Below are 13558 nucleotides of genomic sequence, written 5' to 3'. Positions count from 1 at the left end.
GGATTCAGGACTTGACGGCACCGGCGATGCCCTCGACGAAGTACCGCTGCAGGACGATGAACAGAGCGACGACGGGCAGCAGCGAGATCGTCGCCGCGGCGGCCATGCCGGACCAGTCGGTGGTGTTCTCGCCGACGAACGCCAGCATGCCGACGCTGACGGTGCGCAGGTCGGGCCTGGAGAACGTGAAGACCAGCGGCAGGAAGAACGCGTTCCAGGTGTTCAGGAAGGTGAGCACGGTGACCGTGGCCGTCACCGGCTTGGCCAGCGGCAGCATGATGCGGAAGAAGACGGTCAGGAACCCGGCGCCGTCGATGAGCGCGCTTTCGGACAGTTCCTTGGGGATGCCGCGGAAGTATCCGGCGTAGAGCAGGATCGCCGACACGTTCGCGGCCCCCGACATCGCCACGATCATGCCCGTCAGCGAGTTCAGCAGGCCGAGCTGCTGGGAGAGGTCGACCAGCGGGATGATGGTGTATCCGGCCGGGACGAACAGCGTGGCGACCAGGACGCCCATGACGATCCGGCGCCCGCGGAATTCGTGACGGGCCAGGACATAGCCGGCCATGGCGCACCGGACGAGCACCACCACGACCGTGCTCACCGTGACGATCACGGTGTTGAGCAGGTACTTCCCGAACTGCGCGCTGCTCCACGCGCGCTCGTAGTTCTCCCATGCCGGGTTGTCGGGCAGCAGGCCGAGCCCTTGGGTGAACACCTCCGCCGACGTCTTCAGCGACGCGGAGACCATCCACAGGAACGGGTAGATCCACAGCAGGCAGCCGATGGCGAGCGCGGCGGCGGCCAGCCACCAGGGCAGCCGGCGCAGCGTCGCGCTCCAGGTCCGTCGCGGGCGGGGGCGCGTCTGCGCGACCGTGCTCATGCCGCCCTCCTGGTCCGCCGGGCGGCGCGGACCGCGAGCAGCTGCAGGATGCCGACGAGGCAGACGAACAGGCCGAACAGGACGGCGGCCGCGGAGGCGTACCCGAGGCGGGGGATGGTGGCGGCGAAGGCCCACCGGTAGATGTAGACCTCGATCACCTCGGTCGAGTAGAACGGGCCGCCGCCGGTCATGGTCAGGACGAGGTCGAAGACCTGCAACGACGCCTCGATCGACAGCAGCGTGATGATGACCAGGAAGGGCTTGAGCAGGGGCAGGGTGATGTGCCGCAGGATCGCGGGGGCTCCGGCGCCGTCGAGGCGTGCCGCCTCGTACACCTCGTTCGGCACCGTCTGCAACGCGGCCAGCCAGTAGACCAGGGTGATCCCGAACCACTTCCACACGTACACGGCGATCGTCGTGCCCAGCGCCGTCGACGACTGGCCGAGGAAGTCGATGCCGTCCGTCACCAGGCCGGCCTCGCGTAACGCGAGGTTCACCGGGCCGCTGGCCGGGTCGAAGACGAACTGCATGACGACGCCGACGATCGCCGTGGTGGTGACCACCGGTAGGAACAGCGCGGTGCGGAACAGCTTGCGCAGCGGCATGCGGGGCGAGTTGAGCAGGATCGCGACCAGCAGGGTGACCAGCACCTGGAGCGGCACCGCGCAGACCATGCACGTCAGCGTCAGCCGGAACGAGCTCCAGAACATGGGGTCGGCGAGGACCTCGCGGTAGTTGGCCACGCCGATGAACGTCCGGCCCGTGTCGAACCCGTTCCAGTCGGTGAGCGAGTACGCGTAGCTGCCGATGATCGGGTAGACGGTGAAGGCGCCGTACAGCAGCACGGTCGGGGCCAGGAACAGCCAGACGTACGCGGTGCCGCGCGGTCGCGTTCCCGAAGCGGCAGGAAGTGCGACCGTCATCGGCGCGTCTCCGGAGCGCTCTGCCCGGTGCCGCCGGTGGTGCTCTGGTCGATCACCAGCCGCCAGGGCGCCTCCAGATGGACGGGCGGGCCCTGGTCTCCCTCGACGCGCTCCAGCAGGCGGGTCACGGCGAGCTCGGCGATCCGCTTCTTGTCGGGCGCGATGGTGGTGAGCGCCGGATTGGCGAACCGGCCCTCCTCGATGCCGTCGAACCCGACGACGGCGACGTCCTCGGGCACCCGCAGCCCCCGGGACACCACCGCCCGCACCGCCCCGATGGCGAGCAGGTCGTTGTAGCAGAACACCGCGTCCGGCGGCTCCGCCAGATCGAGCAGCTGGTCCATCGCGCGCCGGCCGTCTTCGCGCTGGTAGCGCCGCACCCGTACGGTGAGCTCGGGCCGGAGCGGCAGCCCCGCCTCGGCCAGCGCCTGCTCGTATCCGTCGGACCGGTGCGCCGAGGTCTGCCTCCGCGCCGCGGCGGTCTCCGAGCGCGGCAGGTGGGGCACGCCGATGGCGGCGATCCGGGTGCGGCCCAGCGAGACCAGGTGCGCGGTGGCGCTGCGCGCCGCGGCGGTGTCGTCGATGGCGACGTGGTCCATGCCCTCCACCCGCATCTCGCCCAGCATCACCGTCGGGCAGTTGCCGGCCCAGCTACGCAGCTCGTCCTCGGTCAGGCCGAGCGGGCTGAAGATGAACCCGTCGAAGAGGGCCGACCGGTCCCGCCGCATGACGATCTGCCGCTCCCGTTCGGCCACCCCCTCGGTGCGGTCGATGAGCACCGTGTACCCGCGCTCCTCGGCCCGATCCACCACGTGGGCGGCCAGTTCGGTGAAGTACGGCACGTCCAGCGGCAGCACGAGGGCCAGCAGGTTCGACCGCCCCCGGTTCAGGCTGCGCGCCGCGACGTTGGGCCGGTAGTCGAGTTCGTCCAGGGCGCGCTGGACCTGGGCGCGGGTCTCCTCCGACACGTAGGCGAAGTTGTTCACGACGTTGGAGACGGTCCGCACGGAGACTCCGGCCAGCCGCGCAACGTCACGTTGTGTCACCACGGTCGTTCACATCCTCCAGGGGAAGCCGATGACATTGAGTTCATACAAGAGTCTTGCCGCGCGGCATGCCGCGTGGCAAGAATGAATTTGCCGCGCGGCAACATTTTTACGCGACGTTCACAGCCGCCGGTGGGAGGCAGGACCGATGACCGCGATGACTCGGCGGGGATTCCTCTCCGCAGCAGGCACCCTGGCCGCCGTGGCGGCGACCGGCGCGTGCGGTGGCGGCGGAGGCGGTGGCGGCGGTGCCGCGGGCGGGTCGCTGACCTGGTGGGACCACCAGAACCAGCTGCAGAAGGCGAAGGCGGACATCTTCGCCAAATTCGCCAAGAGCGCCGGCGGCGCCCCCGTCCAGTACACGTACTACAACCCCGCGAAGATGGGCCAGGCGCTGCAACTGGCCAAGCAGAGCAACCAGCTGCCGGACGTCCACTCCAACGCCGGCCTCAACAACGTGCCGCCCGCGGCGCTCATCGCCGCCGGGTGGGCACAGCCGCTGGATCTCGGCGACGAGGCGACGGCCCGGGTCAAGGACTCGCTCATCGAGGGCCTGCACGTCTTCGACGGCAAGATCTACGCCTTCCCCGTCTTCAGCCACCAGGTCTACGTCGCGGCGTCGTGGTTCAACACGGAGCTGGTCACGCGCGCCGGGCTGGACCCGCAGGCCCCGCCCAGGACCTACGACGAGTTCCGGGCCGCGGCCCGGACGGTGCAGAGCAAGAGCGGCGGCCAGTCGTACGGCTGGGTGTGGAACGTCGGCATGCCGCAGCGGCTGGGCGAGCAGGTCCACGACCTGGCGCAGGCGGCCGGGTTCGAGGGCGGCCTCGGCCTGCGGTACGCCACCGGCGAGTACGCCTTCCACGCCGACGAATACCTCGACGTGATCGAGTTCCTGGTGTCGCTGAGCCGGGACAAGCTGCTGGTGCCGGGGGCGAACTCCTGGACCGACGACGTGGCGCGCGCCCGGTGGACCGCCGGGGTGGCGGCGTACTACTTCGACGGCCCGTGGTGCCCCGGCGTGGCGCTGCAGAGCACGCCCGACTTCGCGGACAAGCTCGGCGTGGGGCCGATCCTGGTGCCCGACGCGGGCGACACCGTGGCCACCTACCATGTGCCGCAGCCCGGCGAATACTGGCTGTCGCCCGGAAGCAAGCACGCCGCGGCGGCGAACAAGCTGCTCGGCGACTACTTCACCACGGAGGACTACTCGCGCCGGGTCGCCGAGACCATGTCGCAGCCACCCCGCGACATCGCCGTCGTCGAACAGTCCCAAGCGCACCCCGCCTACAAGAAGCTGATCTCCTGGTTCAAGGAGAGCGTCTACCTCGCCCCCACTCCGGTCGCCGGGAACAAGGACGTCCAGCGGGTGCAGATCGAGTCCAAGCCGGTCACCCCCACCCTCGGGGACATCGTCCAGGGCGCGTTCAGCGGCGACGTCACCGACGTCCGCGCGGCGCTGACCAAGCTGTCCAGCGACAGCGCCAAGGAACGGGACGCGGCGATCGCGGCGGCCAAGGGCAAGGGCGCGAAGGTCGGCCTGGACGACTACGCCTTCCCCAACTGGAAGCCGCGGGCGGACTACCTCAAGCCCATGTACGCCGAGCGCTAGCGATGGGGGCTCATCCCGTGAACCGACCGAACATCGTGCTGATCATGACCGACCAGCAGCGTGCCGGCTGGACCGCCGCGAGCGGCTTCCCCCTGGACACCATGCCCTTCCTCGACGGGCTGATGGGCGGCGGCACGCAATTCCAGCGGGCGCACACCACGTCCCCGCTGTGCGTGCCCGCCCGGGTCAGCCTGCTCACCGGACGCTACCCGTCCGCGCACCGGGTCAGGCAGAACAGCGCGGCGCAGCACGTGCTGCGCGGCCCCGACCTGGTGGACGTGCTCCGCGACGCCGGCTACGCGCTGCACCTGGCGGGCAAGACGCACTTCCACCGCAAGCCCGGCGACTTCGACACCTTCGCCGCACCGTACTGGCACAACCGCGGCCCGGCCGGCGCGGCGACCGCCGACCAGGCGCGGTTCGAGCAGTGGCTCGGCGCGCTCGACCACTCGGTCAGCCACGAGCCGACACCGTTCCCGCTGGAGTGCCAGTTCCCGCACCGGATCGTCTCCGACGCGATCAGCGCGATCGACCGGACGCCCGGCGACCGGCCGTTCTTCGCCTGGCTGTCGTTCCCGGAACCGCACAATCCGTACCAGGTCCCGGAGCCGTACTTCAGCCTCTTCGGGCCGGACCAGGTGCCCGACCGGCTGGCCGGGCCCGAGGGCGCCGCGCGCAAGGGCGGCGCCTACACCTGGCTGCGCAAGCTGATCGAGGAGAAGCGGCCCGGCTACGACGCCGAGTGGCGGCGCTACCGCGCCAACTACTGCGGCATGCTCCGGCTGATCGACGACCAGCTCCAACGGTTCTTCGCGCACCTGCGCGAACGCGGGCGGGACGCGGACACGCTGGTGCTCTTCGTCGCCGACCACGGCGACTACGTCGGAGACTACGGGCTGCAGCGCAAGGGCGCGGGCATGCCCGAGTGCCTGATGCGCATCCCGTTCGCCGTCGCCGGGCCGGGCGTGCGGGCCATGGACAACCGCACCGACTTCGTCTCGCTCGCCGATCTGTTCCCGACGATCTGCGACGCGATCGACGTCGAGATCCCGCCCGGTGTCCAGGGCCGTAGCCTGTGGCCCCTGCTCACCGGGGCTCCGTATCCGGCCGAGGAGTTCGCCAGCGGATACGGCGAACGCGGGTTCGGCGGGCTGTCCTACGACGTCGACGAGCGCCCGCCGTTGCACTTCCCGTACGAGGGCCGGACCTTCGACGAGCTCAACACCGTCACCCAGTCCGGCACGACGGTGATGCTCCGGCGCGAGCAGTGGAAGCTGCTCCTGGACGAGCGCGGCGCCGGCGAGCTCTACGACCTGGACGCCGACCCCGCGGAGCTGGACAACCGGTACGACGATCCCGCGCTCGCCGAGATCCGTGCCGCCCTCACCACCGATCTCGCCCGCTGGATGATCCGCGTCCGGGACGACCTGCCGGAGGCGGTCTACACCCTCAAACGCGCGTCACACAACTGGCACCAGGCCGGCTCCGCCCCGGCCGGCGCGGAGGCGGTGGAGGCGCGGTAGACCATGGACACGGGGAGCACGACATCCTCCGGCGAGGTGCCTCCGGACGCGATGCGATCGAGGAGGAGGCGGACGGTGCTCATCACCCTGGGGACCGTGGCGCTGGTCGTCCTGCGCTGCGCGCTGGCCGGCTACGTCATCGCCCACCGGAACTTCATCGGCAAGCGCGCGGTGGTCGCCGTCCTGCTCTACGCCGGCTATTTCAGCCGCATCCCGCGTGAGCTCGAAGAAGCGGCGATCATGGACGGCGCCGGCTTCCTGCGGACGTTCTTCCGGGTCATGCTGCCGCTCGCGGGACCGGTTACCGCGACGGTTGGTCCGGCCTCGCCGCCGCGGGCACCATCTCCCTGATTCCGCTGCTCGTCGTCTTCCTCGCGCTCCAGCGCTACTTCGTCGAAGGCATCGCCGGGGCCGTGAAGTCCTGACCTCGAATGAGAGACATGAATCAACCGAACATCCTGCTCATCTGCACCGACCAGCAGCGCTTCGACGCGATGGGCGCCTACGGCAACGACGAGATCGACACGCCCAACCTCGACCGGCTGGCGGCCCAGGGCGTGCTCTTCGAGAACTGCTACGTACAGAGCCCGGTCTGCGGCCCCTCCCGCGCCAGCCTGATGTCGGGCCGCTACGTTCACGCGCACGGCGCCTGGGCGAACGGCGTCGGGCTGCCCGCGCATGAGCACCTGTTCTCGCGCACCCTGGCCGACCACGGCTACGACTGCGGCCTGGCCGGGAAGTTCCACGTCGGCGGGGCCTGCTTCGGCGGCCGTCTCGAGCCGCGGCTGGACGACGGCTTCCGCGTGTTCCGGTGGGCACACGACCCCTACGTCGGGTCGTCCGAGAACGCCTACCACCGGTGGCTGCGGGCCGTACGGCCGGACCTGTACGAGGCCGCCGCCCAGGCCGATTCCGGGGCCGGCTTCGACACGCTTCCCACGGAGTTCCACTACAGCCGGTGGATCGGCGACGAGACCATCGACTACCTGCGGCGCTCGCGCGACGCGGACAAGCCGTTCTTCTTCGTGGCCAACTTCTTCGACCCGCACCACGGGTTCGGCGCGCCGAAGGAGTACGTCGATCGTTACCGCGGAAAGGCTCTGCGGCGTCCGGTCACCCGGGACCAGGAGCTCGCCGGCAAGCCGCCCGTGCAGACCGAGGCCTCGCACCGCTCCTACGCCGGCCACGCACGCGGCTACACGGAGTACACGGAATCCGAGCTCCACGACGTCAGGGTCAACTACTACGCGATGGTGAGCTTCGTCGACGACGAGGTCGGCCGGATTCTCACCGCCCTCGACGAGGCGGGCCTGGCCGAGGACACGCTGGTCGTCTTCACCAGCGACCACGGCGAGATGCTCGGTGATCACCAGCTCATGCTGAAGGGGCCGCTGATGTACGAGTGCGCCGTCCGCGTGCCGCTCGTCATGCGCTGGCCCGCCGGGTTGCCCGCCGGCCAGCGGCGGGCCGGGCTGGTCCAGTGGATCGACCTGGCGACGACGTTCCTCGCGGCCGCGGGCGCACCGCCACTCCCCCGCGGGCAGGGGCTGAACCTCCTGCCGCCGGCCCGCGGCGAGCAGGACGCGCCGGCAAGGGACTGGGCGCTGTGCGAGTACCGCAACAGCGGCCACCCGTACGAGGAGCCCGTGCACACCACGATGCTCAGGCACGACCGCTGGAAGGTCGTCGTCTACCATGGTGCGCCGTCCACGACCCGAGCGCGTTCCGGCGAGCTGTACGACCTGGAGACCGACACGATGGAGCTGGACAACCTGTGGGACGACCCGGCTCATGCGGCGGTCCGGGCCGAGCTGCAGGAGCTGCTGCTCGACGTCCTGGTCGCCACCGAAGATCGTAGCCAGCCGCGGACGGCGCACTGGTGATCCCACGAGCGCGCCGGCGAGCCCGGCCGCCGCGGTTCGCGGCGGCCGGCGCGGCCTGGTCAGTGGCGCTGCAGCGCGCGGAAGTCGTCGAGCCAGTAGCCGCGCCCCGACAGGGCGCCGCGGGGCTGCACGGTGTAGGGGGCGTACACGCTGTTGAGCAGCCACGGGGCCTTACCGGGGCCGAAGTTCTCGACCATCAGGTCGTCCTGCTTGAAGGCGTACGTGGCGACCGCCAGCCGCCCGGTGCCCCGGTACAGCTTCATCTGGTCGCGCAGGAAGCCCGACTGGCTGGTGAACCACGGGCTGCCGGCCAGGAAGTCATCCCACTTCCGCTCGCTGAACGGCTTGTCGATGGCGGCCTTGATGACCTGCCATACCAGCGTGCCGGAGGGGAAGCCGTACTTCTGGGCGAACGTGGCCGCGACCGGGTCCTTCAGGTGCTGCTGCCAGTACCAGACGAGAGAGAACTCGGTGACCAGGAACGTCTGGTCGGGGCGCATCCTCGGCAGGATGTAGTCCAGGAACGGCTGCGCGTTCTCCGGCGCGGGGATGTGCGGGTGGATGTCCACGCCCTCGATCTCCGGCGTCTGGCGCACGAAGGTCATCCAGCGCTCGGCCGCCGGCGTGCGGCGGTCCGGCAGGTCGAGCCGGTTCAGCGCGCCCATGTAGAGCGCGGTGCCGCAGTCGGCGCCGCACCGCTCACGCCGGTAGTCGATCACGTGCCGGGCGACGGTCTCGTAGAACTCGTTGAGCCGCCGGTCACGCTCGGCGGGCAGGCTCTCGATGAAGGGTTCGTTGCCGATCGTGAGGATGTCCACCTTGCCCATCACCGTGGGCAGCACCTTGTCCAGCCGGGCCAGCTCCGCGGCCATCCTGGGGCTGCCCGGCGCGGGAAAGGACGCCGCGTCGTAGGGGAACTTCAGGCTGAGGACGGTGTCGTAGCCGCGCGCCGCCGCCTTGGTGATGGTGCTGATCGCGAAGTGCTCGGCGGGGTCGCCCTTGTCGGCGGCGGGCATCGGGAAGAACCCGCGGACCCACCGGGCGCGGGCCTCGCGAAGTTCCCGGTAGTCGAGGGCGTCGAGGTTCTGGTTGAAGTTGGCTCCCAGAGCGCCGTACGCGCGGGCGAGCGGCTTGGCGTCGGGCACGGATTCTGCTCCTTCCGCCGCGGCGGCGTGGGTGACGGGCGAGACGGCGAGAACCGCGGTTAAGGCGATGATCGACAGTCGGCGCAGCATGTGACCTGCTTTCTCGGAAGGGAAGGCCGATGCGTTGTTCAGCTGAGCACATTCATGTTTGCGCTAACCCGAGCGGCCTGTCAACGGCCTGGACAGTGGCGGTGAGGTCAGCGGCGCGGCGGCGCGGTGGAGGCCCGCACCACCAGCTCCGGCCGGACGAACCTGCTGGCGGGAGCGGACGCCTCGGCCCCCTGCGGGGCCTCGATCTGCATGATCAGGTGCTCGAGACAGCGGCGGCCCACCGTGGCGAGGTCCTGGCGGACGGTCGTCAGCGGCGGGATGAGGAACGGCGCGAAGTCGAGGTCGTCGAAGCCGACCACACTCAGGTCGTCCGGCACCTTGCGGCCCAGCTCGGCCGCCGCTTGCAGGACGCCCACGGCCATCTGGTCGTTGGCGGCGAAGACGGCGGTCACGTCGTCGTCGGCCAGCAGGCGGCGGGCGGCGTCGTACCCCGACTGCGGGGACCAGTCGCCGACGACGGGCGGCGGGACGGCGCGGCCCGACCGCTTCAGCAACCGCTGCCACGCGGCCCGGCGCCGCTGCGCCGGGTTCGAGCCGGTCGGCCCGGCCACGTGGTGGACGGTGGCGTGGCCGAGCCCGAGCAGGTGATCCACGGCGGCGCGGACGCCGGCGGCCTCGTCCATGCCGAAGGTGGGGTGCCGGTGCGCCGCCCTGCTGTCGGCGATCACCACCGGCACCTCCTCGGGAAGCTGCAGGTGCGGGGTGTCGAGCACCCGGGCCTCTATCACGATCACGCCGTCCACCGCGCGGTCGGTGAGGCCGCGGACGGCGGCGCGGATGTCCTTCTCGGTCGGGCCGTTGACCATCGCGACGCTCACCGAGTAGCCGCGGGCCTGGGCGCCGGTCACGACGGCCTCGAGGATGCGGACGTTGAGCACGGCGCTGAGGTTGAACATGACGACGCCGATCGTGCCGAACCGGCCGGTGGCCAGCGCCCGCGCGGCGATGTTGGCGCGGTAGCCGAGCTGTCTCATGGCCGTCTCGACCTTGAGCCGCGTGGCGGCGGTCACCCGGTCGTTGCCGTTCACGACCCGCGACACGGTCTGTCCTGACACACCGGCGATCTTGGCGACGTCCGCCATCGACGGGCCGCCGGACGCCCCCGTTCCTGGTTGCCGAGCCACGCGGGGTGCTCTCCCTTCCTCGTAGCAGCGCTGAACAAGGTCAGGCCAGGCCCTGGTGATTGGTTCCTTCGAAGTCGCTCAAGGACGTGTCGTAGTCCTTGCCGCCGACAGCGTACATCGACGTCATCCAGTGGTGGAAATTGTCGCCGGAGGCCCGAAGCCGCTGGTAGAGACGGCCGATCAGCGCCGACCGGACCTCGCCGAGCGCCGGGTCGCCGTAGCGGTTGGTCAGCTCGGACGGATCTTCTTCCAGGTCGTAGAGCTCGTTGACGCTCTCCGGGTTGACCACCAGCTTGAACCGGCGCGTGCGCAACATGCGCTGCGGATAGGGGAAGTGGTGGCCGTGGAACTCCGCGGTGATGTCCTCGCGCCAGCCGGCGGGCTCCTCCCCCAGCGCGAACGGCACCAGGCTGCGGCCGTCGGCGCCCGGCTCGGGGCCGGCCCCCGCCAGGTCGAGTATCGTCGCGGTGAAGTCGACCAGGCTGACGAAGGCCCCGGTCGACGCGCCGCCCGGCGAGCCGGGGACGCGCAGCAGGCCGGGGATGCGGTAGATGTCGTCGTACATGGCCGGGCCCTTGTCGTGCAGGCGGTGGGCGCCGGTGAACTCGCCGTGGTCGGCGGTGAAGGCCACCGCCGTGCTGCCGGTCAGGCCGAGCCGCTCCAGGGCCTCGGTCAGGCGGCCGACCTGCTCGTCGATGAGCGTCACATATCCCCAGTACGCGGCCACGAGCCGGCGCGCGGTCTCCTCGCCGAGCGTGTCGTGCGTCCAGTGCTCGCTGTAGCGCCGCTGGACGGGCGGCTTGTTCTCGAACGTCTCCTTGATCGACTCGGGCAGCTCGACCAGGTCGGGCGAGTACATCTCCAGGTACTCGCGCGGCAGCAGGTAGGGAAGGTGGGGCCCGTAGAAGTGCACGGCCATGTAGAAGGGGCGGCCGTCGCGGTGGAAGTCCTCGGCGTAGCGTTCGAGCCGGTCGATCGTGCGGTCGGCGAGGAAGCGCTCGAACGTGGCCTCCCCCGGCTGGTGCAGGACGCCCGCGAGCAGGTTGCCGGGCTCTCCGTTGGGGAAGACCCCGCGCACCTCCTCGCTGATCTCGGGTCCCGGCAGGCCGTGGCGCTCCAGCCAGGCCAGGTAGTCGGGGTGCCCCACCGGGTTGTGCCAGCCCGGGTAGTGGGCGCCGTCGAAGCCGAACTCACCGGGGCCGCGCCGCCGCCCGACGTGCCACTTTCCCTCGATGCCGACGTTGTAGCCGTGCTCGCGCAGGCGGCGGGAGAAGGGCGTGAACGCGTCCGACAGCTCCTCGGAGTACCCCACGTTGCGCTCGTAGTTGGCCAGCAGCCGGTGCCGGAACGGCAGCACGCCGGTCAGCAGGCTGGCCCTGGCGGGGGTGCAGATGGCCGACGGGGTGAAGCAGGCGTCGAAGCGGGTGCCCGAGGCGGCGAGGGCGTCCAGGTGCGGTGTGGCCACGTGGGGGTTGCCGTAGCAGCCGAGGGTGTCGACGCGGTGCTGGTCGGTCATCAGGAAGAGCACGTTCGTGGGTTGGCTCATCGGGCCTCCATGCTTGTTTCCGCAAACATCGGATTCACCGTCAGCAGCGGGGATCATGGCGCCTGAGCTGCAGCTCAAAGAAACCTCACCGTCATGACCTTGACGCTGATAGGTGGCAGTCATAGGTTAGCGCAAACATGGAACCGCTTCACGGGGGTCCCTGAAGGTTCAGGGCTGGGCGGGATCGTGACCGACTCGACGACGAAGAGGAGTCGCCATGGGGTCGCATCGCCGAATCCTTGGAACCCTGCCCGATGTGTCAGGCGCCGGGCGCCGTGACGTCAGCCGCCGCCAGTTCCTCGGCGGCACGAGCGCCGCCGTCCTGGCGGCGGCGCTGACCGCGTGCACCGGCGGCGGGCAGATGAGCCGCCAGAGCCAGGCCGCCGGTAACGCGCTGCAGTGGTGGGACCAGTTCAGGCCGCTGACCAAGATGCTGGAGAGCGACCTCTTCAGCCCCTACGAGCAGGGCCACGCGGGCGTCACGATCGAACGGCGCCAGATGGACGCGCCCGACCTCGGCCAGGCGCTGCAGGTGGCCCGGCGCAGCAACCAGATGCCGGACGTGCACTCGCTGGCGGGGCTGGGCGCCGTCTCCCCGGCCGCCCTGGTCAGCGAGGGCTGGTTCCAGCCGGTCGGCAAGCTCGCCGACTTCGCCGGCAGCCCGGTCGCCGGCCAGCTCTACGACGGCATCCACCGCTTCAACGGCGAGATCTACTCCTTCGCGCCGTTCTCCGGCCGGAATCACGAGGCGGTGCCGTGGTTCAACACGGCGCTGCTCAAGGAGGCCAAGGTGGACCCCGAGGACGAGCCGGCCACCTGGGACGACCTGCGCGACGTCGCCCGCCGCGTGACCAAGGGGAACGCCGCCGGCGCGTACGGGATGGTGATCCCGCTCAAGGACCCCGCGTACCTGGCGGCGCTGGTGCACCGGCTCGCGATGACCGCGGGCGCCCCCGGGCCCGGCGCCATCGACTGGAAGACGGGCGAGTACGTCCACGACTCCCAGCCGTACATCGACGCCGTCGAGTTCCTCGTCTCGCTGCAGAAGGACAAGGTCGTCCACCCGGCGTCCGCGTCGATGGGCCCCCGCGACGCCCGCGCCCGATGGGCCGCCGGGCAGGCGGCCATCTACCCGTGGGGCGCGTGGTTCGTCGGCGGCCTGCGCGTGGACGAGCCCGAGGCGGTCGAGCGCGGGGTCGGCGTGTGGCACATTCCGTGCCCCGAGACCACCAGGAACTTCGTCTACAGCCCTCCGGCGCCCGGCACGTTCTGGGTGTCGAAACAGTCGAAGAAGGCCCAGACCGCGGCCGAGGTGCTGCTGCAGATGACCACCAGGGAGTTCCAGCTCAAGCTGGCCGCCGCCATGGACCAGCCGCCCGCGCTGGCCGAGGTGGTGGCGGAGGCGCAGGTGCACCCCGCCTACCGGCAGTGCGTCGCCAACTTCCAGGACGACGTGCGCATCGGACCGGTGCCCGAGGTCGGCACGCCGGGCGTGTGGCAGGTGCTCGCCGAGATGCGCGACATCCATCCCGACCTCGGCGACATCGTCCAGTCGGTGCTGACCGGCTCCAACTCCGACGTGGGCGGCCAGCTCCGGCGCTACAAGGACCAGCTCAGCACCGAGCGCGAGCGTGCCATCAAGGCGGTCAAGGAGGAGAAGGGGGTCGAGGTCGGCCTCGACGCCTGGGTCTTCGCCAACTGGGACCGCAAGAAGGACTACGAGCAGCAGGACTACGCCGGCCGCTGAGGGGCGGCCGGACGG

General features: G+C 70.5%; 11 protein-coding genes. 5 read left to right on the top strand and 6 right to left on the bottom strand.

Annotated elements, in window-relative coordinates:
- Window positions 1-4: 4 nt before the first annotated feature.
- From ACWDRB_RS31450 to ACWDRB_RS31440, 3 genes are read right to left on the bottom strand one after another with little or no spacing between them, the layout of a single operon-like run.
- Window positions 5-883, bottom strand: coding sequence for a carbohydrate ABC transporter permease (locus ACWDRB_RS31450; protein WP_449899721.1), 879 nt, complete (start codon window positions 881-883; stop codon window positions 5-7).
- A complete protein-coding gene (locus tag ACWDRB_RS31445; protein WP_449899718.1) occupies window positions 880-1806 on the bottom strand; it encodes a carbohydrate ABC transporter permease in 927 nt (308 codons plus the stop codon). The genes ACWDRB_RS31450 and ACWDRB_RS31445 overlap by 4 nt, the downstream gene beginning before the upstream one ends.
- Window positions 1803-2855, bottom strand: a complete 1053-nt coding sequence (locus ACWDRB_RS31440) for a LacI family DNA-binding transcriptional regulator (protein WP_449899716.1) — start codon at window positions 2853-2855, stop codon at window positions 1803-1805. The genes ACWDRB_RS31445 and ACWDRB_RS31440 overlap by 4 nt, the downstream gene beginning before the upstream one ends.
- 145 nt (window positions 2856-3000) lie before the next feature.
- Between ACWDRB_RS31440 and ACWDRB_RS31435 the strand changes: the two genes are divergently transcribed.
- The 4 genes from ACWDRB_RS31435 (at window position 3001) to ACWDRB_RS31420 (ending at window position 7870) form a co-directional block, all read left to right on the top strand.
- Window positions 3001-4464 (top strand): ABC transporter substrate-binding protein, encoded by a 1464-nt coding sequence (locus ACWDRB_RS31435; protein WP_449899713.1) that lies wholly within the window; start codon window positions 3001-3003, stop codon window positions 4462-4464.
- Between the two features lie 17 nt (window positions 4465-4481).
- On the top strand, window positions 4482-5987 hold the full coding sequence (locus ACWDRB_RS31430) for a sulfatase-like hydrolase/transferase (RefSeq protein WP_449899711.1): 1506 nt from the start codon (window positions 4482-4484) through the stop codon (window positions 5985-5987).
- Between the two features lie 75 nt (window positions 5988-6062).
- Window positions 6063-6338, top strand: coding sequence for an ABC transporter permease subunit (locus tag ACWDRB_RS31425; protein WP_449899708.1), 276 nt, complete (start codon window positions 6063-6065; stop codon window positions 6336-6338).
- Window positions 6339-6427: 89 nt separating this feature from the next.
- Window positions 6428-7870 (top strand): sulfatase family protein, encoded by a 1443-nt coding sequence (locus tag ACWDRB_RS31420; protein ID WP_449899706.1) that lies wholly within the window; start codon window positions 6428-6430, stop codon window positions 7868-7870.
- Between the two features lie 59 nt (window positions 7871-7929).
- On the opposite strand, the gene ACWDRB_RS31415 is transcribed toward ACWDRB_RS31420, so the two are convergent.
- The 3 genes from ACWDRB_RS31415 to ACWDRB_RS31405 all read right to left on the bottom strand — a co-directional run bounded on the left by ACWDRB_RS31415 (window position 7930) and on the right by ACWDRB_RS31405 (window position 11796).
- Window positions 7930-9105, bottom strand: a complete 1176-nt coding sequence (locus ACWDRB_RS31415) for a hypothetical protein (RefSeq protein ID WP_449899704.1) — start codon at window positions 9103-9105, stop codon at window positions 7930-7932.
- Between the two features lie 107 nt (window positions 9106-9212).
- Window positions 9213-10250 carry a LacI family DNA-binding transcriptional regulator gene (locus ACWDRB_RS31410; protein WP_449899702.1) on the bottom strand — a complete coding sequence of 346 codons (1038 nt, stop codon included), beginning with the start codon at window positions 10248-10250 and terminating at the stop codon, window positions 9213-9215.
- Window positions 10251-10290: 40 nt separating this feature from the next.
- A complete protein-coding gene (locus ACWDRB_RS31405) occupies window positions 10291-11796 on the bottom strand; it encodes a sulfatase-like hydrolase/transferase (RefSeq protein ID WP_449899700.1) in 1506 nt (501 codons plus the stop codon).
- A 256-nt stretch (window positions 11797-12052) separates the two neighbouring features.
- Here ACWDRB_RS31405 and ACWDRB_RS31400 point away from each other — a divergent pair, with 256 nt between their 5' ends.
- Window positions 12053-13543 carry an ABC transporter substrate-binding protein gene (locus ACWDRB_RS31400; RefSeq protein WP_449899698.1) on the top strand — a complete coding sequence of 497 codons (1491 nt, stop codon included), beginning with the start codon at window positions 12053-12055 and terminating at the stop codon, window positions 13541-13543.
- Window positions 13544-13558: the final 15 nt, after the last annotated feature.

The sequence above is a fragment of the Nonomuraea sp. NPDC003707 genome (genome assembly GCF_053587055.1).
This window is presented reverse-complemented; position numbering and strand designations above follow the sequence as displayed.

Excerpts from the sequence above, each read along its gene's own strand:
- ACWDRB_RS31445 (WP_449899718.1), bottom strand. The coding sequence starts at position 1,806 with ATGACGGTCGCACTTCCTGCCGCTTCGGGAACGCGACCGCGCGGCACC.
- ACWDRB_RS31405 (WP_449899700.1), bottom strand. The coding sequence starts at position 11,796 with ATGAGCCAACCCACGAACGTGCTCTTCCTGATGACCGACCAGCACCGC.
- ACWDRB_RS31450 (WP_449899721.1), bottom strand. The coding sequence starts at position 883 with ATGAGCACGGTCGCGCAGACGCGCCCCCGCCCGCGACGGACCTGGAGC.
- ACWDRB_RS31415 (WP_449899704.1), bottom strand. The coding sequence starts at position 9,105 with ATGCTGCGCCGACTGTCGATCATCGCCTTAACCGCGGTTCTCGCCGTC.
- ACWDRB_RS31435 (WP_449899713.1), top strand. The coding sequence starts at position 3,001 with ATGACCGCGATGACTCGGCGGGGATTCCTCTCCGCAGCAGGCACCCTG.
- ACWDRB_RS31420 (WP_449899706.1), top strand. The coding sequence starts at position 6,428 with ATGAATCAACCGAACATCCTGCTCATCTGCACCGACCAGCAGCGCTTC.